Annotated in this window: 16 protein-coding genes; 11 read left to right on the top strand and 5 right to left on the bottom strand. The window is 70.0% G+C overall.

What is annotated here, in order from left to right; translation table 11 throughout:
* Positions 1-100: 100 nt before the first annotated feature.
* The gene (locus tag ACGH52_RS15540; RefSeq protein ID WP_399939900.1) at positions 101-1,063 is read right to left on the bottom strand and encodes a hypothetical protein; all 963 of its coding nucleotides are present in this window, start codon (positions 1,061-1,063) and stop codon (positions 101-103) included.
* Positions 1,060-1,680, bottom strand: a complete 621-nt coding sequence (locus tag ACGH52_RS15535) for a DUF6932 family protein (protein WP_399939897.1) — start codon at positions 1,678-1,680, stop codon at positions 1,060-1,062. The genes ACGH52_RS15540 and ACGH52_RS15535 overlap by 4 nt, the downstream gene beginning before the upstream one ends.
* A 275-nt stretch (positions 1,681-1,955) precedes the next feature.
* Here ACGH52_RS15535 and ACGH52_RS15530 point away from each other — a divergent pair, with 275 nt between their 5' ends.
* The 7 genes from ACGH52_RS15530 to ACGH52_RS15500 all read left to right on the top strand — a co-directional run bounded on the left by ACGH52_RS15530 (position 1,956) and on the right by ACGH52_RS15500 (position 11,016).
* Positions 1,956-3,290, top strand: a complete 1,335-nt coding sequence (locus ACGH52_RS15530) for a hypothetical protein (protein ID WP_399939894.1) — start codon at positions 1,956-1,958, stop codon at positions 3,288-3,290.
* 118 nt (positions 3,291-3,408) lie between these two features.
* Positions 3,409-4,098, top strand: coding sequence for a two-component system response regulator MtrA (mtrA, locus tag ACGH52_RS15525; RefSeq protein WP_193776289.1), 690 nt, complete (start codon positions 3,409-3,411; stop codon positions 4,096-4,098).
* 1 nt (position 4,099) lies between these two features.
* Positions 4,100-6,163 carry a two-component system sensor histidine kinase MtrB gene (gene mtrB / locus ACGH52_RS15520; protein WP_399939890.1) on the top strand — a complete coding sequence of 688 codons (2,064 nt, stop codon included), beginning with the start codon at positions 4,100-4,102 and terminating at the stop codon, positions 6,161-6,163.
* Positions 6,153-8,000 (top strand): LpqB family beta-propeller domain-containing protein, encoded by a 1,848-nt coding sequence (locus ACGH52_RS15515; protein WP_121701243.1) that lies wholly within the window; start codon positions 6,153-6,155, stop codon positions 7,998-8,000. Before mtrB ends, ACGH52_RS15515 begins: the two co-directional genes overlap by 11 nt.
* Positions 8,001-8,102: 102 nt before the next feature.
* A complete protein-coding gene (locus tag ACGH52_RS15510; RefSeq protein WP_399939887.1) occupies positions 8,103-9,017 on the top strand; it encodes a ComF family protein in 915 nt (304 codons plus the stop codon).
* Between the two features lie 312 nt (positions 9,018-9,329).
* Entirely contained in the window at positions 9,330-10,022 is a 693-nt protein-coding gene (gene hpf / locus ACGH52_RS15505) for a ribosome hibernation-promoting factor, HPF/YfiA family (protein WP_059301636.1), read from the top strand.
* Positions 10,023-10,251: 229 nt separating this feature from the next.
* Complete coding sequence (locus ACGH52_RS15500) at positions 10,252-11,016, top strand: response regulator transcription factor (RefSeq protein ID WP_059301635.1); 765 nt, start codon at positions 10,252-10,254, stop codon at positions 11,014-11,016.
* A 30-nt stretch (positions 11,017-11,046) separates the two neighbouring features.
* On the opposite strand, the gene ACGH52_RS15495 is transcribed toward ACGH52_RS15500, so the two are convergent.
* Positions 11,047-12,222, bottom strand: a complete 1,176-nt coding sequence (locus tag ACGH52_RS15495) for a winged helix-turn-helix domain-containing protein (protein ID WP_399939883.1) — start codon at positions 12,220-12,222, stop codon at positions 11,047-11,049.
* A gap of 207 nt (positions 12,223-12,429) precedes the next feature.
* Positions 12,430-12,999, bottom strand: coding sequence for a GNAT family N-acetyltransferase (locus ACGH52_RS15490; protein WP_399939880.1), 570 nt, complete (start codon positions 12,997-12,999; stop codon positions 12,430-12,432).
* A 280-nt stretch (positions 13,000-13,279) separates the two neighbouring features.
* Here ACGH52_RS15490 and secA point away from each other — a divergent pair, with 280 nt between their 5' ends.
* Positions 13,280-16,123 carry a preprotein translocase subunit SecA gene (secA, locus tag ACGH52_RS15485; protein WP_076974633.1) on the top strand — a complete coding sequence of 948 codons (2,844 nt, stop codon included), beginning with the start codon at positions 13,280-13,282 and terminating at the stop codon, positions 16,121-16,123.
* An 81-nt stretch (positions 16,124-16,204) separates the two neighbouring features.
* On the opposite strand, the gene ACGH52_RS15480 is transcribed toward secA, so the two are convergent.
* Entirely contained in the window at positions 16,205-16,669 is a 465-nt protein-coding gene (locus ACGH52_RS15480; RefSeq protein WP_308293539.1) for an Rv3235 family protein, read from the bottom strand.
* Between the two features lie 935 nt (positions 16,670-17,604).
* On the opposite strand from ACGH52_RS15480, the gene ACGH52_RS15475 reads away from it, so the two are divergent.
* The 3 genes from ACGH52_RS15475 to ACGH52_RS15465 all read left to right on the top strand — a co-directional run bounded on the left by ACGH52_RS15475 (position 17,605) and on the right by ACGH52_RS15465 (position 24,270).
* Positions 17,605-18,108, top strand: a complete 504-nt coding sequence (locus ACGH52_RS15475) for a DUF6912 family protein (RefSeq protein ID WP_399939875.1) — start codon at positions 17,605-17,607, stop codon at positions 18,106-18,108.
* A gap of 58 nt (positions 18,109-18,166) precedes the next feature.
* Entirely contained in the window at positions 18,167-18,838 is a 672-nt protein-coding gene (locus ACGH52_RS15470) for an HAD family hydrolase (protein ID WP_399939872.1), read from the top strand.
* A 470-nt stretch (positions 18,839-19,308) separates the two neighbouring features.
* Positions 19,309-24,270, top strand: a complete 4,962-nt coding sequence (locus ACGH52_RS15465; protein ID WP_399939869.1) for an NAD-glutamate dehydrogenase — start codon at positions 19,309-19,311, stop codon at positions 24,268-24,270.
* The last annotated feature ends 127 nt before the right edge of the window (positions 24,271-24,397 follow it).

Below are 24,397 nucleotides of genomic sequence, written 5' to 3'. Positions count from 1 at the left end.
CTCCACGGTGTGTGGGTCGACGGCGGACGGGATGGAAGCAGGGGTGGGTGGTGGGTTGTGGTGGCGACGCTCTGTCCTCGCAGATATCCAGCAACCGCAATCACTCAGACAGTTCGGCTCCAACCGGAAGTTGAGTTTGCTCTGCGCCAACCCTAATAAGGCGATACTGCTTCTGGGACGCTTTACCCGACCTAGCTCGGAGGACAAAGGTTTCCATCTCTACCTCAACCACCCGATCTAGATTTTCCTTCACGGCGGGCATGAGTGATTCGTCGACGTAACCGTGAATTTCGCGACTATCCTCAAGTTCCAGATAGAAGATCTGTCTCCGCGTTCGCAGCCCATCCAGACGTCCGCGATACCTAACGATTCCTCGCTCTTCGCGAACGACTGCAAGCCTTTCTCTCAAGGACGAAGCTTGTCGCGGAGTTATTGTGGATTTTAGGACCTCGCCCGACCTTCTGCGAACGGAAAGGCTAAGGTCAGGTTGGAGTTCGGGACGATCAGAGATTAGGTCTGCCACGGCACGTCGAATTACCGGGGAGGCGGCGCCGATCGATTCAATTGACCGATCGTCGGCGTCATCTTCCGGCAGGGCTCGAATTAGCTCCACAACTCCAATTTCGGCCCAGAGTGTTGATGATTGAGGGCTGCGTGACCCCTCATCGAGTTGAGGGTACTTCAGGTCAACAACCCAGGACCCCACCGATGCGGAAGCGACATTGAGACGCGCCACATCGAAGTCGGTTTGATTCAGTCGCACGACATCAGCGAGTCTGGCACGACGAGCTTTAGCAAGTCTAGCTACAGCACGCTGAATGCGCTGCAAGAAGTCGCCGGCCTCTAGCGCCGCTACTTCCCCATTGCTTGCGTGTGGGTCAGAAAGTCGCACCTGAATTGCTGTACCTTCTGTTCCCGTGGCGCCAAGCTCTTCAAGTGCGCTCGTGATTCCGAACTTTTCGGCGGCGGCTTGCAATGAAGCTCGCCTAAGGCGTGAGAATTGATCATCCCCTTGGGCGCTTTCCATAGCCCTTAGCCACAAGGTTTCAAGGTGGGTGCTCACAGCGCCACCCCCAAGTAGCCTTTGCGCTCGCCCTCGATGATTTTGCCGTCGTCACCTTTTACCAACGACCAATTGTAATCCCACAGGGCGATGTCGGCGGGATCGTCCTCCTCGATCAGGAAAGCGTCGATAAGGCCCCCCATGGGCTGGACGCGACTCGCGCGGGTGGGTGGGGTCTGAGCAGAGAGGTTCTGGAGCGTCAGCAACTGGTTCATTCGCCTCCACTCCTCCTCATCGAAGTGCCGCGTCAACCGGCTCGACGCGACCAGCACCAGATCGATGTCCTTGGGAGGCGTCGGCTTGTGAGTGCAGAATCCTCCGTCTACCCACAGTGTGGCTTGCGGAAGCAGGTCGCGCACCAACCCCACGTAAAGTTCAAGCGCGGAGTAGAGGCGTTGCCTGTGGTCGCGATGCGGAGCGTTGACGACGAACACGTCGTGGATCTCCTCCAGAGTGGCTGGATGACGCCCCACAGGCAGCATCCCCCCCGGGGTCAACGGCGGAATCAACGAGTGCCCTCCATGGCCTGTCCCCCCAGCACCACCAGCAACGAATCGATACCTACTGTAATCGTCGATGGCCGGGATGGGCACCCTTTCGCTGATCAGCTCCCTCACGTTGGTCTCCCCCCGCCTAATGATCCACTCCGACCCCAGACCTCTCCCAGCCCTCACCGTCCAACCCGGTGGTGAACTGGTGTGCAAGGTACGCCCCGCGACTGACAAGTCCGTCAAACGCCGCTTGGGTCTCGTCGTCTTGGTGAGCTGTGGCCAGTCGCGTGCAGACGTTGCCAAGTGCCGCAGCTCGCAACCGGTGGCCAGGTGGTACCTAGAGTTCGTGTCAGTGGTCCCCCCTAGAGTGCTCTCATCTATGGAGTCGCCTTGGGGGGTTCGTGTCTACCTGGCTTCTGAGCTGCAACCCGAAGAAGTTCGACCTTGAAGGGCACCGTCGTGACGGTCACGTTCTAACTTCGTGGACCGTCGTCCGCTACGTGAGTGAAGTCGCGGCCGGCGACGAGTTCGTGTTGTGGGTGGGCGGTCCGAATGCTGGCGTGGTTGCCTACGGGCACTTCACTGGAGTTGCCGAGTACGGGCAGCCTGACCTGCGGTATTGGACCGAGGATCCGGGACCAAGGCACTTCGCCCCGCTGGTCGTTGACAAGTGGCTGGACCTGCGGGTCCCGAAGCAGCGGCTCGTTGACGACCCTCGCATGAGCGACGCGACCATCCTCCGGCAACCCTTCGCCGGCAGCCCTCACCGGTTGACCGACGAGCAGTGGCAGGCCGTGCGCGAGGCAATCCAGGTGTCAGAGACCGCGGATCCGGACTGGGACCTTGAGCCGGGGGACGAGATCCGCAGGGTCGATCTGCACGCGCAGTTCGGGGGGAGCACCCAGAACGGCATCTCTCCCTGCGCGACGACGGACAACGTTCTGATCTTCACCGCACCGAGTTCTGGCCACCAGCACGGCTACTACGACACGTGGAACGAGGATGGCACCTTCCACTACACCGGTGAAGGTCAAACCGGTGACCAGAAGATGATCCGGGGCAATAGGGCGATCTTGGACCATAGAGAGACCGGGAAGCGGCTGCGGCTGTTCGACGGCGCTCGGGGGACGGTGCGCTACCTCGGGGAGTGGACGCTCGACGCTGAGGAGCCGTACACGGAGGATGAGGCGCCGGCCACTGGCGGTGGAGACTTGCGGAAGGTGATCCGCTTCCACATGGTGCCGATCAAGGCCACCATCACCGCGCCGGAAGTTGAGATCGGGCAAGGCTATGTGGCCCCCGACGAGACTGTCGCACCGGCTCCGGTCACGCCGAGCGCGCCGGATCCTGACCTCGTGGGGCGCAACCTGTCGACGCATCGCAGGCTACAAAACCTGCTGGCCGTGGAAGCACAGAGCCGTGGGTACGTCGCTCTGTCTCCCGATGTCTCCGACCCTGACTTTGATCTCGCGTGGCGGGATGGAGAGGGGCGTCTGACCGTCTGCGAGGTCAAGTCACTGACACCCGCAAACGAGGCCCGCCAGCTTCGCGCAGGTCTCGGTCAGGTCCTCGACTACCAAGATCAGCTCCGGGAGCGCGCCCCCGAGGTATCGGCGGTCCTGTGGGTAGAGCGCGAGCCGTCCGAGCGGCGATGGGTGGAATTGTGTCAGCGGGTTGATGTGACACTTGCTTGGCCGGGCGAGGAGGAGACGGCGTTCGGGAGCGACGGGAACTGACATCCGTCGCTGACATCAACGCCGGCGGACGGGGGCAGACAGTAGCGACCCCGTACGACTATCGTCACAGGCCAGTGACCTGCCTCACCTGCGCCTTCGCATCTGTTACGAGAATGGGATGATGTCGTTTATGAAGGGACGAGTCCTTGTCGTCGACGACGACACCGCACTGGCCGAGATGCTCGGCATTGTGCTGCGTGGTGAGGGTTTTGAGCCATCTTTCGTGGCCGACGGCGACAAGGCGCTGGCCGCCTTCCGGGAGACCAAGCCCGACCTGGTACTGCTCGACCTGATGCTGCCCGGCCGGGACGGCATCGAGGTGTGCCGCCTGATCAGGGCGGAGTCGGGTGTGCCGATCGTGATGCTGACGGCGAAGAGTGACACCGTCGACGTCGTGGTGGGTCTGGAGTCGGGCGCCGACGACTACATCGTGAAGCCGTTCAAGCCGAAGGAGCTGGTGGCCCGCATCCGGGCGCGCCTGCGGCGGTCGGAGGAGCCGGCACCGGAACAGCTCGCCATAGGCGACCTGGTCATCGACGTGGCCGGTCACTCCGTGAAGCGGGAAGGGCAGTCGATCGCGCTGACGCCGCTGGAGTTCGACCTGCTGGTGGCGCTGGCCCGCAAGCCGTGGCAGGTGTTCACGCGCGAGGTGCTCCTCGAGCAGGTCTGGGGCTACCGGCACGCCGCCGACACCCGCCTGGTCAACGTGCACGTCCAGCGGCTGCGCTCCAAGGTCGAGAAGGACCCGGAGAAGCCGGAGATCGTGGTGACCGTCCGCGGCGTCGGCTACAAGGCCGGACCGAGCTGACATGGCCAGGGACAGTGCCGCTTCGGCGCCCGGGTCCGAGGCCCGCGCCGGACGGCCTGTCGGCCACCGGAGCGCCGGCTCCCGCTTCCTCGGCCGGGTGCTGGAGGGCGGGCTGCTGCACGGCGGGGTGCAGGGCAGCCCGGTGCTCCGTCTGTTCATGCGCTGGGTGCGCCGTCCGCTGCTGCCGGTCATGCGGCTGTGGCGGCGCAACATCCAGCTCAAGGTCGTCGCCACCACGCTGCTGATGTCGCTGGGCGTGGTGCTGCTGCTCGGCTTCGTGGTGATCGGGCAGGTCCGCAACGGACTGCTGGACGCCAAGGTGAAGGCCTCCCAGAGCCAGGCCACCGGTGGCTTCACGGCGGCCAAGCAGAAGGCCGAGGAGGCGGCCAGTACCAACGGCGACGACGGCACCCCCGCGGACGGCCGTCCGTCGCAGAACGTCATCCAGTGGATGAGCGAGCTGGTCAAGTCGCTCTCCAGCGGCGGTCAGAGCGCCTTCGACGTGGTCACCCTTCCCATGGGCGGGGAGAGCGGCAGCGGACGCGGTCCGCGCGCCTCCGGATCGGTCGACTGGGCGGTCAGCGTCCCCGAGGACCTGCGGGAGCGGATCGACGGCGACACCGCGGCCGCCCAGAGCTACACCCGGATCGTCTACAACTCCGACCAGGCGTCCCAGCCAGGACTGGTCATCGGCAAGCAGGTCAACGACCCGAACGGCGAGCCGTACCAGCTGTACTACCTCTTCCCGCTCACCCAGGAGGAGAAGTCGCTCAGCCTGGTCAGGGGCACTCTGGCGACGGCCGGGCTCTTCGTCGTCGTGCTGCTGGGGGCCATCGCCTGGCTCGTGGTGCGCCAGGTCGTCACGCCCGTACGGATGGCGGCGAGCATCGCCGAGCGGCTGTCGGCGGGACGGCTGCAGGAGCGGATGAAGGTCACCGGCGAGGACGACATCGCGCGGCTCGGCGAGGCCTTCAACAAGATGGCGCAGAACCTGCAGCTGAAGATCAGCCAGCTGGAGGACCTGTCGCGGATGCAGCGGCGGTTCGTCTCCGACGTGTCGCACGAGCTGCGGACGCCGCTGACGACCGTACGGATGGCGGCCGACGTCATCCACGACGCGCGCGTGGACTTCGATCCGGTGACCGCGCGGTCGGCCGAACTGCTCGCCGACCAGCTGGACCGGTTCGAGACGCTGCTCGCGGACCTGCTGGAGATCAGCCGCTTCGACGCGGGAGCCGCCGCGCTGGAGGCGGAGCCAATAGACCTCAGGGAGGTCGTACGGCGTGTCGTCAGCGGTGCGGAGCCGCTCGCCGAGCGCAAGGGCACGGGGATACGCGTCGTCGGCGACCAGCAGCCCGTCGTCGCCGAGGCGGACGCGCGGCGCGTGGAACGCGTGCTGCGCAACCTCGTCGTCAACGCCGTCGAGCACGGCGAGGGCCGGGACGTCGTCGTCAAGCTCGCCGCCGCCGGGGGCGCGGTCGCCGTCGCGGTGCGCGACTACGGCGTCGGGCTCAAGCCGGGCGAGGCCACCCGGGTCTTCAGCCGCTTCTGGCGGGCCGACCCGGCACGCGCGCGTACCACCGGTGGTACGGGGCTTGGCCTGTCGATCGCCCTGGAGGACGCGCGGCTGCACGGCGGCTGGCTGCAGGCCTGGGGCGAACCCGGCGGCGGCTCGCAGTTCCGGCTGACGCTGCCCAGGACCGCGGACGAGCCGCTCCGGGGTTCGCCGATACCGCTGGAGCCGAAGGACTCGCGCCGCAACCGCGGGCTTCACGACGCGGGCCTCGACAACGCCTCGGTGGCACACGGCGCGGACGGGCCGGTCGGCGTCCCGGCGCAGGCGTCGGCCGGGGTGCCCGCGCGGGGATCAATAACGCCGCGGCAGGCCGCGGTGGCCCCCACGGCCGATCCGACGGCGCTGCCGGGCAACGGCGCGCGCGTGGTGCCCAGGCCCGCGTCCGGTGCCCGGAGACAGGACGGCGGGCCGGCGCCCGAGGCGGCGAACCGCCCGGACGCCGGTCCCGAGGAACCGAGCAGGCAAGGGGAGGCATCTCGTGGGCGCTGACCGCGGGAGGGGCGGTCGGCGCGGGCCGACCCGCGTGGTGGCGTACGCCGTCGGCGGTGTCGTACTGCTGGCCGGATGTGCGTCCATGCCCGACAGCGGGGACCTCCGGGGCGTGGAGTCGACGCCCCGGCAGGACCCGCAGGTGCGGGTGTTCGCGATGCCGCCGCAGGAGGACGCCCCGCCCTCCGACATCGTGCAGGGCTTCCTGGAGGCGCTGACCAGCGACGATCCGCACTACGAGACGGCGCGCAAGTATCTGACCGGCGCCGCCGCGAAGAACTGGCGGCCGGACGAGTCGGCGACGGTGCTCGCGGGCGGGCCCGGCACGGAGTCCGACCACTCGGGCAACCGCGAGGACGCCAACGACTACTCGGTGACCCTGACCGGCGCCAAGGTGGCCACGGTGGACGCGCAGCAGTCGTACGCGCCGGCCGACGGCTCCTACCGCGAGTCGGTGCACCTCAGCCGGGACGGCAAGACCAAGCAGTGGCGCATCGACGTGCTGCCGCAGGGCGTCGTCATGGGCAAGTCGGACTTCCAGCGCAACTACATGTCGGTCAACCGGTACTACTTCGCCTCGAACACCGCGGTCCGCGCGGACGCCGACCCCGGACCGGTCCGGGAGCCGGCCGCCGTCGCCGATCCCGTCTATGTGCGCCGGCGCGTGGATCCGATGACCCAGGTGGTGCGTTCCCTGCTCAGCGGGCCGACGAGCCTGCTGGGGCCCGTGGTCAGGTCCAGCTTCCCGACCGGGACGGCGCTGGCGAAGAACGTCGTCTCGCTGACGCCCGACGACCGCGGCAAGCTGACCGTTCCGCTGAACGACAAGGCGGCCCGGGCCGGTGCGGACAAGTGCGACGAGATGGCCGCGCAGCTCCTCTTCACCCTGCGCAACCTCACCCCGGCGGTGGAGGAGGTCGAGCTGCGTTCGGGCGGGGAGCAGCTGTGCTCGCTCTCCGAGGACCGGGCCGAGACGGTGGCGGCGCGCGGCTCGGCGCAGCGGCCCGACTACCTGTACTTCGTCGACGAGAAGGACCGCCTGGTGCGGCTCGCCGCCGGAAGCAACGGGACCCGGGCCGAACCCGTGCCCGGCCCGCTGGGCGAGGGCCATCGCGCCCTGCGGTCGGTGGCCGTGTCGCGCGACGAGCACAGCGCGGCCGGGATCGGTCTGGACAACAAGTCGCTGTACGTCGGTTCGCTGGTGTCGGGCGGTTCGCTCGGCGACCCCGTGCTGACCAGCCGGGGCAAGGCGGAGACGGACCGGCTGACCCCGCCCAGCTGGGACACGCAGGGCGACCTGTGGATCGCCGACCGCAACCCGGCCGATCCGCGGTTGCTGCTGCTGGAGGACGGCGCGGGCGATCCGGTGGAGGTGCGGACGCCGGGGCTCGACGGGCGTGTGCAGGCCGTGCGGGTGGCCGCCGACGGGGTGCGGATCGCGCTCGTCGTGGAGAAGGACGGCAAGCGGTCGCTGCTCATCGGACGGATCGAACGGGACGGGAAGGCGGGCGATCCGCCCGCGGTCACCGTGCTCGAACTGCGCTCCGCGACCCCCGAGCTGGAGGAGGTCACGGCCATGTCCTGGGCCGGTGACGCCCGGCTCGTGGTGGTCGGCCGGGAGCGCGGTGGCGTGCAGCAGATCGGATACGTCCAGGTCGACGGGTCGACGCCGGAGGCATCGGTGCCCGCGGCGCTGACCGGCGTCAAGGAGATCGCCGCGACCGAGGACGAGCAGTTGCCGCTGGTGGCGTACTCGGAGGACCTGATCGTGCGGCTGCCGTCCGGGCTCCAGTGGCAGAAGGTGACGGAGGGGACCGCGCCGGTCTATCCGGGGTGAGGCGTCCGGCCGGTTGGTGACCGAGCGGGTTTTCCACAGGGTGCCGGGCCAGGTTTTCCACAGGCCTGGCAGGTCTCCGCACACGTGGGCACAGTGGTGGCCATGCGGGGATTGCGGACAGTGCGGGAGTGGTGGGCGGACCTCACGGACCTGGTGCTGCCGGCCGAGTGCGGCGGCTGCGGCAGGGCTCGCGCGGTGCTGTGCCCCCGGTGCGGTACGGCGCTGAGCGGAGCCCCGCCGCGCCGCGTGCGGCCTGACCCGGAGCCGCCAGGACTGCCCGCGGTGCACGCGGCCGCGCCGTACGCGGACGAGGTGCGGGCGGCGCTGCTCGCCCACAAGGAGCGGGGGGTGCTGGCCCTGACGGCACCGCTCGGCGCGGCACTGGCGGGAGCGGTGCGGGCGGCGCTCCGGGAGGCGTGGGCGGCCCCGGGCGGCGCGGGTGGCGCAGACGCGGGTGGCATACGGGCGCGGGGGCCGGTGCTGCTGGTGCCCGTGCCGTCGGCGCGCGCAACGGTGCGCACGCGCGGGCACGACCCGGCGCGGCGGATCGCCCTCGCGGCGGCGGCGGAGCTGCGGCGCACCGGGGTGCCGGTCCGGGTGCTGGCGGTGCTGCGGCAGCGGTACGCCGTGGCCGACCAGTCGGGCCTCGACGCCCGGCGGCGGCTGGACAACCTCGCGGGCGCGCTCGCGGTGGCTCACGGCGGTCGCGGGCTGCTGCGCGGCGGTGGGGAGGTCGTCCTGGTCGACGACCTGATGACGACGGGGGCGTCGCTGGCCGAGGCGGCCCGTGCGGTGCGTGCGGCGACGGCCGCCGCCGTTGAGTCGGGGGCGGGGCCGGGCACGTACGGGACGGCGAGATCGGCTGTGTATCCGGCGGCGGCGGGGGAAGGCAGAGAGGAACGGAAGACCGGGCCCCGAATGGCGGGTCAGTACGGAGGCGATGGCGTGACCCGTGAAGCGATCTGTGCGGCAGTGGTCGCGGCTTCACCAGGTGCTTTCGAAATAAACCGGAACTGACTGAGGACTTACGTCGTTGCAGATAATGAGGGAGTCAATTCACCGGAACGGAGGTACGCCGCCGTAGAGGGTGACGACATCCGTCCGGGCGAGATATGTTCGGTTGTGAGGCAAAGCCGCAGGCCACACCTCTCAAATCCGAATGCCGTGCTGCGGGTTTCACCGTCATCACCCGCACCGGTGGAGTGGAGATCCCGCCCGTGGGGGAGGAGGTGGACGTCACCGAGTCCGAGGTTTCGGGATGGACCGGAACCTGGTGCAAAAGGGAGATGCTCCGCCTCGAAGCGGAGTGATCCGGGAACGGAGTTCTGCGTGGACATCGTCGTCAAGGGCCGCAAGACCGAGGTGCCCGAGCGGTTCCGGAAGCACGTGGCCGAGAAGCTGAAGCTGGAGAAGATCCAGAAGCTCGATGGCAAGGTGATCAGCCTCGACGTCGAGGTGTCCAAGGAGCCGAACCCCCGGCAGGCCGACCGCTGTGACCGAGTGGAGATCACGCTCCGCTCCCGCGGTCCGGTGATCCGGGCGGAGGCGGCGGCGAGCGACCCCTACGCGGCGCTCGACCTGGCGGCGGAGAAGCTCGGCGCACGACTGCGCAAGCAGCACGACAAGCGCTTCTCGCGCCGCGGCGCGCGCCGGATCCCGGCGGCCGAGGTCGCCGACCACGTACCCGGCGCGGCGACGCTCAACGGGAACGGCGACGTCGTCCCGACGGAGAAGCAGGACGGCGTACCCACCAAGAAGATCGGCTCGCTGGAGGTCCAGGGCGACGGCCCGCTCGTCGTCCGGGAGAAGACCCACGTAGCCGCACCGATGTCCCTCGACCAGGCGCTCTACGAGATGGAGCTGGTCGGGCACGACTTCTACCTGTTCGTCGACTCCGAGACGAAGGAGCCCAGCGTCGTCTACCGGCGGCACGCCTACGACTACGGCGTGATCCACCTGACCACGGACACGATGGTCACCCAGGCGCACGCTCCCGACGCGGGTGACGCGCTCGGCGGCTGACACACCCCGCCGGTGACAGCGGTCCGGTGCCCCTGGAGCGCGCGTGTGCGCCCCCAGGGGCACCGGCGTGCGACGGTGCGTGAGGGTGTGCGACCCCAACGCTGCCCGTTCGGTCACCCCGCTGTCCGCCGGACATGGAATCATGGCGGCAACGGCCCAACCGGTGGGTCGTTGCTCTGGGTTGGCGATGGCTCAGGACCACGTGCCACAGCCTTCAGGGGGAGGAACGATGGCGGACAGTTTCGGACCGATGCGGGCCGCGGGCGTCGACCACGGGATCGACGACGGGGCCTCCGGCATGGGCCCGGACGCGGACGCGGGCTCCGCGCGCGAGGAGCCGATCAGGGTGCTGGTCGTGGACGACCACGCCCTCTTCCGCCGCGGTCTGGAGATCGTGCTGGCGGCCGAGGAGGACATCCAGGTCGTCGGAGAGGCCGGAGACGGTGCCGAGGCCGTGGAGAAGGCCGCCGACCTCCTTCCGGACATCGTCCTGATGGATGTGCGGATGCCCAAGCGGGGCGGTATCGAAGCCTGCACCTCCATCAAGGAGGTGGCACCCAGCGCCAAGATCATCATGCTGACGATCAGCGACGAGGAGGCCGACCTCTACGACGCGATCAAGGCGGGCGCCACCGGTTATCTCCTCAAGGAGATCTCCACCGACGAGGTGGCCACCGCCATTCGCGCGGTGGCCGACGGGCAGTCCCAGATCAGTCCCTCCATGGCGTCGAAACTGCTCACCGAGTTCAAGTCGATGATCCAGCGGACCGACGAACGGCGACTGGTGCCCGCGCCGCGGCTCACGGACCGCGAGCTGGAGGTCCTCAAACTCGTCGCCACCGGAATGAACAACCGCGACATCGCGAAGGAACTGTTTATTTCCGAGAACACCGTCAAGAACCACGTGCGCAACATCCTGGAGAAACTGCAGCTGCACTCCAGGATGGAGGCCGTGGTGTACGCAATGCGGGAGAAGATCCTCGAGATCCGCTGAGCCGGTCCCGACTTTTGCTCCCAGTCCCGGTCAGGCAAGCAGCCGGGCCAGCTCCCGGGTGAGCGGCTCGCGCAGTTCCGGTGCCTTGACCCGCTCCACCCGTACGTCCGTGCAGTCCACCCAGCTCGCCGCCTCGACCAGGGCCTGGGCCACCGCCGGGGCCGCCTTCGGGCCGTCCAGCGTGACCTGCTTGGCGACCAGGGTGCGCCCCTCGCGGGCCGGGTCCACGCGCCCGACGAGCCGACCGCCGGCCAGGACCGGCATCGCGAAGTAGCCGTGCACCCGCTTCGGCTTGGGCACGTAGGCCTCCAGCCGGTGGGTGAAGCCGAAGATCCGCTCCGTGCGCGCCCGCTCCCAGACGAGGGAGTCGAAGGGCGAGAGCAGCGTCGTGCGGTGACGGCCGCGCGGGGGAGTCTCCAGGGCCGCCGGGTCCGCCCAGGCCGGCCGGCCCCAGCCCTGCACCGTGACCGGCACCAGGCCCGAATCGGCGATCACGGCGTCGACCTGCTCGGCCTTGAGGCGGTGGTAGTCCGCGATGTCCGCGCGCGTGCCCACGCCCAGGGAGCGACCGGCCAGGCGGACCAGGCGGCGCAGGCACTCGGTGTCGTCCAGGTCGTCGTGGAGCAGCGCGGCCGGGACCGCGCGCTCGGCCAGGTCGTACACCCGCTTCCAGCCGCGGCGCTCCACGCACACCACCTCGCCGTACATGAGCGCGCGCTCGACGGCGACCTTCGTGCCCGACCAGTCCCACCACTCGCTGGTCTTCTTCGCGCCGCCCAGGTCCGTCGCGGTGAGGGGGCCCTCGGTGCGGAGCTGCTTGATGACGCGGTCGTAGTCGCCGTCGGGGAGGGGGTGGTTCCAGTGCGGGCGGTTGCGGTACGCGCGGCGGCGGAAGGCGAAGTGGGGCCACTCCTCGATGGGGAGGATGCAGGCGGCGTGGGACCAGTACTCGAAGGCGTGGGTGTCCGTCCAGTACGCGTCGTCGACGGTCCGGCGGCCGACCGCGCCCAGGCGGGCGTACGGGACGAGTTCGTGGGAGCGGGCGAGGACCGAGATGGTGTCGAGCTGCACCGCGCCCAGATGACGGAGGACGCCGCGGACGCCCCCGCGGCGGTCGGGGGCGCCGAGGAAGCCCTGTGCGCGGAGGGCGAGGCGGCGGGCCTCGTCTGCGGACAGTTCCGTGGCGGGGGGCGGGAGGGTCGTCATACGTCCGCACGATAGGGGGTGGGTCTGACAGTGGGGTGTGGGGTGCGGGGAGGTGGTGGGTGCGGTGGTCCGGGGGGCAGGTGGCGCCCGGCGTGGGTGCGGGGGGCGGGGCGAGGGTGCGGGCCGGCGCCGGCCGGGTGCCGCTGCGCCCACCCGTGCCGCCCCAGCGGCACGACTGCCCGCAGCGGTGGCGGCGTGGCTGCGCGGCTACGCCTTTGCCGGCAAGTACGGGGATGTCGAGGGGAGGGCGAGGTCTGAGGGGAGGAGGGAGCCGACCCAGCAGTCGCGGCGGACGCCCTTGTTGTTGATCGCGGAGCGCAACGTGCCCTCCACGGTGAAGCCCGCGCGCTGGGCCACCGCGCGGGAGGCCGTGTTGCCGACCTCGGCGCGCCACTCCAGGCGGTCCACGGCCCGCTCGGTGAAGGCCCAGTGGGCGACGGCGACGGCGGCCTCGGTGATGTGGCCGAGGCCGCGGTGCTCCTTGGTGCCCCAGAACCCGATCTCGCCGACGCCCAGGGAGATCATCGTGACGCCGAGCATGCCGACCAGGTCCCCGGCCGGGAGGAAGAGGCCGAAGGTGAACATCGAGTCGTTGGCCCAGCCGTCGGTGACCATCTGCTCCACGAAACTCCGCGCGTGCTCCGGAAGGTACGGAGAGGGGACCGTCGTCCAGCGTTGGATGTCGGGGTCCTGGCAGGCGGCGTACACGGCGTCGATGTCCTGCGGGCCGACCGTGCGCAGCACGAGACGGTCGGTGGTGAGCGTGACGGGTTCCATCGGCCGATTCTGCGCGGACCCCGGTGGCGGCGCCAACGCTTTGCCGTCCGTGCCCGTCCGGTCACCTCGCGTGCGATTCGGCGAAAGGGGGCGGCACCATCCGAGGGGCCCGGACGTTGAAAGGGGTGACAGCAGACAGGGATGCTGGATGTAAGGAGTGGACGGTCCCCGTTGCGGCAGGCCTCCCGGGGCAGCGGGGTCCTCGCATACGATGGCCGTTGCTCAGTCCGTCACAGGAAACCGACCGTCCCAGGCCCGACCGGCAAGGAGACCAACCCCCGTGTCCGTCCTCTCCAAGATCATGCGTGCAGGCGAAGGCAAGATCCTGCGCAAGCTGCACCGCATCGCGGACCAGGTCAACTCCATCGAAGAGGACTTCGCTGACCTCTCCGACGCCGAGCTGAGGGCCCTCACCGACGAGTACAAGCAGCGCTACGCCGACGGTGAGAGCCTGGACGACCTGTTGCCCGAAGCCTTCGCCACGGTCCGCGAGGCCGCCAAGCGTGTCCTGGGCCAGCGCCACTACGACGTGCAGATCATGGGCGGCGCCGCCCTGCACATGGGTTACGTCGCCGAGATGAAGACCGGTGAGGGCAAGACCCTCGTCGGCACGCTGCCCGCCTATCTCAACGCCCTGTCCGGCGAGGGCGTGCACATCGTCACGGTCAACGACTACCTGGCCGAGCGCGACTCCGAGATGATGGGCCGCGTCCACAAGTTCCTCGGTCTGGACGTCGGCTGCATCCTGGCCAACCAGACGCCGGCCCAGCGCCGCGAGATGTACGCCTGCGACATCACCTACGGCACGAACAACGAGTTCGGCTTCGACTACCTGCGCGACAACATGGCGTGGTCCAAGGACGAGCTCGTCCAGCGCGGCCACAACTTCGCCATCGTCGACGAGGTCGACTCCATCCTCGTCGACGAGGCCCGTACGCCGCTGATCATCTCCGGCCCGGCCGACCAGGCCACCAAGTGGTACGGCGACTTCGCCAAGCTGGTCACCCGCCTGAAGAAGGGCGAGGCCGGCAACACCCTCAAGGGCATCGAGGAGACGGGTGACTACGAGGTCGACGAGAAGAAGCGCACCGTGGCGATCCACGAGTCGGGCGTCGCCAAGGTCGAGGACTGGCTGGGCATCGACAACCTCTACGAGTCGGTGAACACCCCGCTGGTCGGCTACCTGAACAACGCCATCAAGGCCAAGGAACTGTTCAAGAAGGACAAGGACTACGTCGTTATCGACGGCGAAGTCATGATCGTCGACGAGCACACCGGCCGTATCCTCGCCGGCCGCCGCTACAACGAGGGCATGCACCAGGCGATCGAGGCGAAGGAAGGGGTGGACATCAAGGACGAGAACCAGACGCTCGCCACGATCACCCTCCAGAACTTCTTCCGCCTCTACAAGCGCCACGACCACAACGGCAAGGAACAGCCCGGTCTGTCCGGCATGACCGGTACGGCGATGACCGAGGCCGCCGAGTTCCACCAGATCTACAAGCTCGGCGTGGTGCCCATCCCGACCAACCGGCCGATGGTCCGCAAGGACCAGTCGGACCTGATCTACCGCACCGAGGTCGCCAAGTTCGAGGCCGTCGTCGACGACATCGAGGAGAAGCACCGCAAGGGCCAGCCGATCCTCGTCGGCACCACCTCGGTCGAGAAGTCCGAGTACCTCTCGCAGCAGCTCAGCAAGCGCGGTGTCCAGCACGAGGTGCTGAACGCCAAGCAGCACGACCGGGAGGCGACGATCGTCGCCCAGGCGGGCCGCAAGGGCGCGGTGACGGTGGCCACGAACATGGCCGGCCGCGGTACGGACATCAAGCTCGGCGGCAACCCCGAGGACCTCGCCGAGGCGGAGCTGCGCCAGCGCGGCCTCGACCCCGAGGAGCACATCGAGGAGTGGGCCGCGGCCCTGCCCGCCGCCCTGGAGCGGGCCGAGCAGGCGGTCAAGGCCGAGTTCGAGGAGGTCAAGGACCTGGGCGGCCTCTATGTCCTCGGCACCGAGCGGCACGAGTCGCGGCGCATCGACAACCAGCTGCGCGGTCGCAGCGGCCGTCAGGGCGACCCCGGCGAGTCCCGCTTCTACCTCTCCCTGGGCGACGACCTGATGCGGCTGTTCAAGGCCCAGATGGTCGAGCGCGTGATGTCCATGGCGAACGTGCCGGACGACGTGCCGATCGAGAACAAGATGGTCACGCGCGCGATCGCGTCCGCCCAGTCGCAGGTCGAGACCCAGAACTTCGAGACCCGTAAGAACGTCCTGAAGTACGACGAGGTCCTCAACCGCCAGCGTGAGGTCATCTACGGCGAGCGTCGCCGCGTCCTGGAGGGCGAGGACCTGCAGGAGCAGATCCAGCACTTCATGAACGACACGATCGACGCCTACGTACAGGCCGAGACCGCCGAGGGCTTCCCGGAGGACTGGGACCTCGACCGGCTGTGGGGCGCCTTCAAGCAGCTCTACCCGGTGAAGGTCACCGTCGAGGAACTGGAGGAGGCGGCCGGCGACCGGGCCGGTCTGACCGCCGACTACATCGCGGAGTCCATCAAGGACGACGTCATGGAGCAGTACGAGGCGCGGGAGAAGCAGCTCGGCTCCGAGATCATGCGCGAGCTGGAGCGCCGGGTCGTCCTGTCGGTCCTGGACCGCAAGTGGCGCGAGCACCTCTACGAGATGGACTACCTCCAGGAGGGCATCGGCCTGCGCGCGATGGCGCAGAAGGACCCGCTGGTCGAGTACCAGCGCGAGGGCTTCGACATGTTCCAGGCCATGATGGAGGGCATCAAGGAGGAGTCCGTCGGCTACCTGTTCAACCTGGAGGTCCAGGTCGAGCAGCAGGTCGAGGAGGTTCCCGTGGAGGACGCGGCGCCGTCGCTCGACAAGGGCGCGCAGGACGCGGTCCCGGCCCAGGCGGGCGCCCGTCCGGAGATCCGGGCCAAGGGCCTCGACGCGCCGCAGCGCCGGGATCTGCACTTCTCCGCGCCGACCGTGGACGGCGAGGGCGGTGTCGTCGAGGGTGAGTTCACCGACGGCGAGCCCGCGCAGGCCCAGTCCGACGGACTCACGCGCGCGGAGCGCCGCAAGCAGGCCAAGGGCGGACGGCGCCGCAAGAAGTGACGGTGCGGTGCCTGCGGGCGCCGCGGCGGTGGGAAGGGCCGGTCACCTCGGGTGACCGGCCCTTCGGCCTGTCCGGGGCGGTCAGTCGTCGTCCGTGCGGGGCCTTCGCGGGCCGCCCAGCTCCACCGCCGTGCAGCGCCAGCGCAGGTCCCGGCCCTGCTCCAGGCGGAACGCCATGGCACGCAGCCGGTCACCCGCGCCGATGCGCGCGAAGACCTCCAGGGCGCCCGGCCGGGGCTCGAAGTAGCCGATGTCGCGGACGACGGGGGCGGCGCCGCGGGTGCGCAGCGGGCCGCGCTCGGCGAGGTCGGCAAGATCGTCGTAGGCGCGGCCCAGGGTGTGGCGGAGCATCGAGTGGACGGGGCGCCGGCCGCTGAGAACGCCGAGGAGAAGCTCGGCGAAGTGGTCGGTGGGGCGCAGTTGCGGGACGGGGCGGCGAGGCGTCTGAGCGGGGACGACAGGCGCCGCGGAGGGCCGGGCGACCCGGCGGTGGCCCCCGGGCGCGATCCGCCCCGGGAAGAGGGCTGGGGCGGAGGCCGCGGACACGGTGCCCGTGGGGCCGGGAGTGGGGGCCGTGCCCCGGCGGTCGGGGGCCGCGGCCGGTGCCGGGCGGCCGCGGACAGGGGTCGGGGTACGGCCCGACGCCGAGCCGTCGGCGGGGTCGCCCGGCGGTTCTGCGACCGGTACCGGCCTTGTGCTCCGGCCCGGTCCCGCCGTGGGAGGGCGGGTGTCCGCGGGCCGCGTACGCGACCGTTGGGAGCGGCCCGGAGCCCCCGGCGGCCGCCCACCGGACGCAGCGGCCCGCACCCCGCGCTCTCCCGGCCTGCGGGGCGGCACACCCCCGGGCGCCCGGGGCGGGACGCCGCGGGGTGCGCCGGACGGCGTGGACCCCGGGGCATAGGACGGCGAGGCCTCCTGGCCCGAGGCGTAGGACGGCGAGTCCTCCCGACCCGGGGCGTAGGACGGCGTGGTCCGCGGGCCGGAGGAGCCTGAGGCCCCCGCGTCGTCAGGCGGCGTGACCCCTGCCCCCGGGGCGTCGGAGGACGGGGTGCCGGTGCGGCCGTGGGGCGGCGTGGCTCCCGGGCCGTAGGACGGCGGCCTCGAGGCGGGAGGGGAAGTCGGGAGGGTGGGGCGGGGCTGTGTTCGGGTCATGACCTTGTACATGGAGTCCCCGTTCGGCGGCCCGGGTGATACCGGGCGGTAACTTCGTGGTCGGTGATCTTGTACGGGCTGGAGGGGCGGCACGGCAAGGAGGCCGGCGGCCGCGTCGAGGGGCTGAGAAGTTCACCTATCCGAGTGACCGGGGCGGCCGGAGGGCCTGGGACACCAGGTGTGGACCGGGTGAATGCGGGGCCCGGGGTGGACGCGTCGGACGCCCTGGGTGGGGACTCGAAAGGGGACACCCGCACGTATCCTGAAGGCTCTCCCGCCGGGCCGCCGAGCGCTCCGGCGGCGTCCCCGACCACGAAAGCGGCAGACTCATGCGCGTCTACGTCCCCCTGACCCTGTCCGGCCTCGCCGAGGCGTACCGGGCGGGGGAGCTGGGGACCGGGCCGCTCGTCGCCTACGCCGTCACACCGGCGTTGCGCGAGTGGTACCTGTCGGACGACGTCGAGGAGCTGGAGTACGCCGCCCTCAACCGGGCCGCCCTGGCCTCGCTGCGGCTGCTGGCGGCCGACCCGGGCGCGGCCCGGCGCCGGGTCGTGGTCGCCGCCGACGTGCCCGACGGAGCCGCCGCGGCCGGTCCGGACCGGGGACTCGATCCCGCGGCGCTGGGCGAGGTCCGGGTCGCCGGGCCGCTGCCGCTGGCCAAGGCGGCCGCGGTGCACGTCGACTCCGCCGACGCGGAGGCGGACGTGAGCGCCGCGGCCGAGGCCCTCGCGGCGGCGGACGGCGGGGACGACGACGCCCAGTTCGTCGTGGACGGCGCGGAGGACCACGAGCTGCTCTGGTACGCGACGCAGGAGATCCCGAACCTGGTGTGACCAGGCACCTCGCCTCGCGGTGTCCCGATTGTCAGTGGCGGCGGGTACGTTTTCGGGCATGGGGATGCAGACGGGCGCACACATCGTGTGGGACTGGAACGGCACGTTGTTGAACGACAACGACGCGATCATCGGGGCGACGAACGCGGCGTTCGCCGAGCTGGGGCTGGCACCGATCACGCTGGAGCGGTACCGGTCGTTGTACTGCGTGCCGGTGCCGAAGTTCTACGAGCGGCTGATGGGCCGGCTGCCCACCGACGCCGAGTGGGAGGTCATGGACGCGACCTTCCAGCGCTACTACAGCGTGCACCGCAGCCGGTGCGCGCTCGCCGAGGGCGTCACGGAGCTGCTCGCCGGGTGGCGGTCGGCCGGGCGCAGCCAGTCCATCCTCAGCATGTACGGCCATGACGAGCTGGTGCCGCTGGTCCAGGGGTTCGGGATCGAGACGCACTTCATACGCGTCGACGGGCGGACCGGGCCGTCCGGGGGCAGCAAGGCCGAGCACATGGTGCGGCACCTCGCGCAGCTGGCGCTGGCTGGGGTGGAGCCCGCGCGCACGGTGGTGATCGGGGACGCCGCCGACGACGCGGTGGCGGCGCGCCACGTGGGGGCGGAGGCAGTGCTCTACACCGGGGGGTCGCACAGCCGGGCCAGCCTCGAAAAGGTCGGGGTGCCGGTGGTGGACACGCTCGGGGAGGCCGTGGTGGTGGCGGAGCGGCTGGCGGGATGACGGCGGCGTCCGGTACCCCGGACCACGCCGCTACCCGGGCGTAGCTGTGCGGAACGTCCAAGTCGGGGGCCCGGTTTTGTACACATGCGGCTCATGACGGGGAGCCCTCGGGGGGCGATAGCCTTGTGGCGTGATCAGCGCGATAGCTCGCGGGGGCACTGGTGCCCCTGCCCTGCGCCCGGCGCCCGCGGACGACATCCGTGGCCGGGCGGCGGTCGCTGATCCTCGCGGGCGGGACGGGGCATCGAAGACCCCCGGTACGGCGCCGCGCACTCCCCGGACGGTGACGGCGAGAGCGAAGTCACACCCGGTGGGAGCGGCGACATTGGCTGATATGCCCCCGCTCTTCTCATCTTGCGGCATAGCGTCGGAGAAGACCGGACACCCCGTGTCCCGACGTCATGCCGGAAGGCAGGAGACCGTACTTCCTTCTACGTCACGCAACGGCGCGCGACAGGAGTCAGAGGACAATGCAGACCAAGCTGGACGAAGCCAAGGCCGAGCTGCTCGAAAGGGCTGCCCGGGTAGCTGAGAACAGCCCGGTCGGGGGGCACCTACCGACCGGGACGACGGGCGAGGGAACTCCGGGCACCCCGGACGGCCCGGACGGCGCCCCGGACTACGCATCCGTGTTCGCGTTCCTCCAGCGCTACTACCGGCACACGGCCCCGGAGGACCTCGCCGACCGCGACCCGGTCGATGTCTTCGGAGCCGCCGTCTCGCACTACCGGCTGGCCGAGAACCGCCCGCAGGGCACGGCGAACGTCCGCGTGCACACTCCGACGGTCGAGGAGAACGGCTGGACGTGCAGCCACTCCGTCGTCGAGGTGGTCACCGACGACATGCCCTTCCTCGTCGACTCCGTGACCAACGAGCTGACCCGCCAGGGCCGCGGCATCCACGTCGTCGTCCACCCGCAGATCGTGGTGCGGCGCGACATCGCCGGCAAGCTCGTCGAGGTGCTGGCCGGTCGGCCCACCGCCGACCTGCCGCACGACGCGCACGTCGAGTCCTGGATCCACGTCGAGATCGACCGCGAGACCGACCGCGGCGACCTGAAGCAGATCACCGCCGACCTGCTGCGCGTCCTGAACGACGTCCGCGAGACCGTCGAGGACTGGGGCAAGATGCGGGACGCAGCCGTCCGCATCGCCGACCAGCTGTCGACCGAGGCCACCCCGGAGGACCTCCCCGCGCGCGAGCTGGAGGAGGCCCGCGAGCTGCTGCGCTGGCTGGCCGACGACCACTTCACCTTCCTCGGCTACCGCGAGTACGAACTGCGCGAGGACGACTCCCTCGCCGCCGTCGCCGGGACCGGTCTCGGCATCCTGCGCTCCGACCCGCACCACGCGACCGACGAGAGCCACCCCGTCAGCCCCTCCTTCGAGCGGCTGCCCGCCGACGCCCGGGCCAAGGCCCGCGAGCACCGGCTGCTGGTGCTGACCAAGGCGAACAGCCGGGCCACCGTGCACCGCCCCTCGTACCTCGACTACGTCGGCGTCAAGAAGTTCGACGAGAACGGCAACGTCGTCGGCGAGCGGCGCTTCCTCGGCCTGTTCTCCTCCGCCGCCTACACCGAGTCCGTGCGCCGGGTGCCGGTCGTGCGGCGCAAGGTGGAGGAGGTGCTGGAGCGGGCCGGTTTCTCGCCCAACAGCCACGACGGGCGGGACCTGCTGCAGATCCTGGAGACGTACCCGCGCGACGAGATGTTCCAGACCTCCGTGGAGGAGCTGGAGCCGATCGTCACCTCCGTGCTCTACCTCCAGGAGCGGCGCCGCCTGCGGCTCTACCTGCGCCAGGACGAGTACGGGCGCTACTACTCGGCGCTCGTCTACCTCCCCCGCGACCGCTACACCACCGGTGTCCGGCTGCGGATCATCGACATCCTCAAGGAGGAGCTCGGCGGCACCAGCGTCGACTTCACCGCCTGGAACACCGAGTCGATCCTGTCCCGGCTGCACTTCGTGGTCCGGGTCCCGCAGGGCACCGAGCTGCCGCACCTGTCCGACGCCGACAAGGAGCGCGTCGAGGCGCGCCTGGTCGAGGCCGCCCGCTCCTGGGCCGACGGCTTCGGCGAGGCGCTGACCGCCGAGTTCGGCGAGGAACGCGCCGCGGAGCTGCTGCGCCACTACGGGTCCGCCTTCCCCGAGGGCTACAAGGCCGACCACGGTCCGCGCTCCGCGGTCGCCGACCTCGGCCACCTGGAGCAGCTCGACGAGGAGAAGACCTTCGCGCTGAGCCTGTACGAGCCGGTCGGCGCCGCGCCCGAGGAACGACGCTTCAAGATCTACCAGAAGGGCGGCTCGGTCTCCCTGTCCGCGGTGCTGCCGGTGCTCAGCCGGCTCGGCGTCGAGGTCACCGACGAGCGCCCCTACGAACTGCGCTGCGCGGACCGCACCACGGCCTGGATCTACGACTTCGGCCTGCGCATGCCCAAGGCCCCGGCCGGTGGCGCCGACTACCTCGGCGACGACGCCCGCGAGCGCGTCCAGGACGCCTTCGCCGCCACCTGGACCGGCAAGGCGGAGAACGACGGCTTCAACGCCCTCGTGCTCGGCGCCGGACTGACCTGGCGCGAGGCGATGGTGCTGCGCGCGTACGCCAAGTACCTGCGGCAGGCCGGTTCGACCTTCAGCCAGGACTACATGGAGGACACCCTCCGCAACAACGTCCACACCACGCGCCTGCTCATCAACCTGTTCGAGGCGCGGATGGCGCCGGAGCGGCAGCGGGCCGGGCGGGAGATCGTCGACGCCCTGCTCGAAGAGGTCGACGCCGCCCTGGACCAGGTGGCGAGCCTTGACGAGGACCGGATCCTGCGGTCCTTCCTCACCGTCATCAAGGCGACGCTGCGCACCAACTTCTTCCAGGAGGCGGCGGGCGGCAAGCCGCACGACTACGTCTCCATGAAGTTCGACCCGCAGGCCATCCCCGACCTGCCCGCGCCACGCCCGGCGTTCGAGATCTGGGTGTACTCGCCGCGCGTCGAGGGTGTGCACCTGCGCTTCGGCAAGGTCGCGCGCGGTGGTCTGCGCTGGTCGGACCGGAGGGAGGACTTCCGTACCGAGATCCTCGGCCTGGTCAAGGCGCAGATGGTGAAGAACACCGTCATCGTGCCGGTCGGCGCCAAGGGTGGCTTCGTCGCCAAGCAGCTGCCCGACCCGAGCGTCGACCGCGACGCGTGGCTGGCGGAGGGCATCGCCAGCTACAAGACGTTCATCTCGGCGCTGCTCGACATCACCGACAACATGGTGGCCGGGGAGGTCGTGCACCCCGCCGACGTCGTCCGGCACGACGAGGACGACACCTACCTCGTCGTCGCCGCCGACAAGGGCACCGCGAAGTTCTCCGACATCGCCAACGAGGTCGCCGAGTCCTACAACTTCTGGCTCGGAGACGCCTTCGCCTCCGGCGGCAGCGCGGGCTACGACCACAAGGGCATGGGCATCACCGCCCGCGGCGCCTGGGAGTCCGTCAAGCGGCACTTCCGGGAGCTGGGCGTGGACACCCAGACCCAGGACTTCACGGTCGTCGGCATCGGCGACATGTCCGGCGACGTCTTCGGCAACGGCATGCTGCTCAGCGAGCACATCCGCCTGGTCGCCGCCTTCGACCACCGGCACATCTTCATCGACCCGACGCCGGACGCGGCCACCTCGTACGCCGAGCGCCGCCGGTTGTTCGAGCTGCCCCGCTCCTCCTGGGAGGACTACGACACCGGGCTGCTCTCGGCGGGCGGTGGCATCTTCCCGCGCACGGCCAAGTCGATCCCGGTCAACGCGCACATCCGCGAGGCCCTCGGCATCGAGGCGGGGATCACCAAGATGACCCCGGCCGAGCTGATGAAGGCGATCCTCAGCTCCCCGGTGGACCTGCTGTGGAACGGCGGCATCGGTACGTACGTCAAGGCGTCCACCGAGTCCGACGCGGACGTCGGCGACAAGGGCAACGACGCCATCCGCGTCGACGGCAAGGACCTGCGGGTCCAGGTCGTCGGCGAGGGCGGCAACCTGGGCCTGACCCAGCTGGGCCGGATCGAGTTCGCGCTGCGGGGCGGCCGGATCAACACCGACGCCATCGACAACAGCGCGGGCGTGGACACCTCCGACCACGAGGTGAACATCAAGATCCTGCTCAACGGTCTCGTCAAGGACGGCGACATGACCGTCAAGCAGCGCAACAAGCTGCTCGCCCAGATGACCGACGAGGTCGGCGCGCTGGTCCTGCGCAACAACTACGCGCAGAACACGGCGATCGCCAACGCGCTGGCGCAGTCCAGGGACATGCTCCACGCCCAGCAGCGCTTCATGCGGCACCTGGTCAGGGAGGGCCACCTCAACCGGGCCCTGGAGTTCCTGCCCACCGACCGCCAGATCCGTGAGCGGCTGAGCAGCGGACACGGCCTGACCGGCCCGGAGACGGCCGTGCTGCTGGCGTACACGAAGATCACGGTCGCCGAGGAGCTGCTGCACACCTCGCTGCCGGACGACCCGTACCTCAAGGGCCTGCTGCACGCCTACTTCCCGTCGGCGCTGCGCGATCAGTTCGCCGAGCAGGTCGACAGCCACCCGCTGCGCCGCGAGATCACGACGACCGTCCTGGTCAACGACACGGTCAACACGGGCGGTACGACGTATCTGCACCGGATGCGCGAGGAGACCGGCGCGTCGCTCGAGGAGATCGTGCGGGCGCAGACCGTGGCCCGGGCGATCTTCAGTTCCTCCTCGGTGTGGGACGCGGTGGAGGCTCTGGACACCAAGGTCGACGCCGCCGTCCAGACCCGGATCCGGCTGCACTCGCGCCGCCTGGTCGAGCGCGGCACGCGCTGGCTGCTCAACAACCGGCCGCAGCCGCTGGAGCTGGCCGAGACGGTGGAGTTCTTCGCCGAGCGGGTCGAGCAGGTGTGGTCGGAGCTGCCGAAGCTGCTGCGGGGCGCGGACGCGGAGTGGTACCAGCACATCCACGACGAGCTGACCGCCGCCGGGGTCCCGGACGAGCCGGCCACGCGGGTGGCCGGGTTCTCCTCGGCCTTCGCGACGCTGGACATCGTGTCGGTGGCCGACCGCATGGGCAAGGAGCCGCTGGACGTCGCCGAGGTGTACTACGACCTCGCCGACCGGCTCGGCGTCACCCAGCTGATGGACCGGATCAGTGACCTGCCCCGGAACGACCGCTGGCAGTCCATGGCCCGCGCGGCGATCCGCGAGGACCTGTACGCGGCGCACGCGTCGCTGACCGCGGATGTCCTGGCGGTGGGCAACGGCACGTCTACGCCGGAGCAGCGGTTCAAGGCGTGGGAGGAGAAGAACGCGGCGATTCTTGGGCGGGCGCGGACGACGCTGGAGGAGATCCGGTCGTCGGACGAGTTCGATCTGTCGAATCTGTCGGTGGCCATGCGGACGATGCGGACGTTGTTGCGTACGCATTCGTAGGCGGTGCGGTGTTACGGCGTTCACGCCGTTGCCGTGTGAGGCGCCCCGGGCCGCGACGGTCCGGGGCGCCTGTGCGTCTGCGGCAGGGTGGGGCCTGGGCGGGAGTGGGGTCGCAGCCGGCGTTGCG

Source organism: Streptomyces sp. BBFR25 (genome assembly GCF_044590125.1).
GTDB lineage: Bacteria > Actinomycetota > Actinomycetes > Streptomycetales > Streptomycetaceae > Streptomyces > Streptomyces canus_D.
The sequence above is the reverse complement of the archived record's forward strand: the minus strand, read 5'-3'. Positions and strand labels throughout refer to the sequence as shown.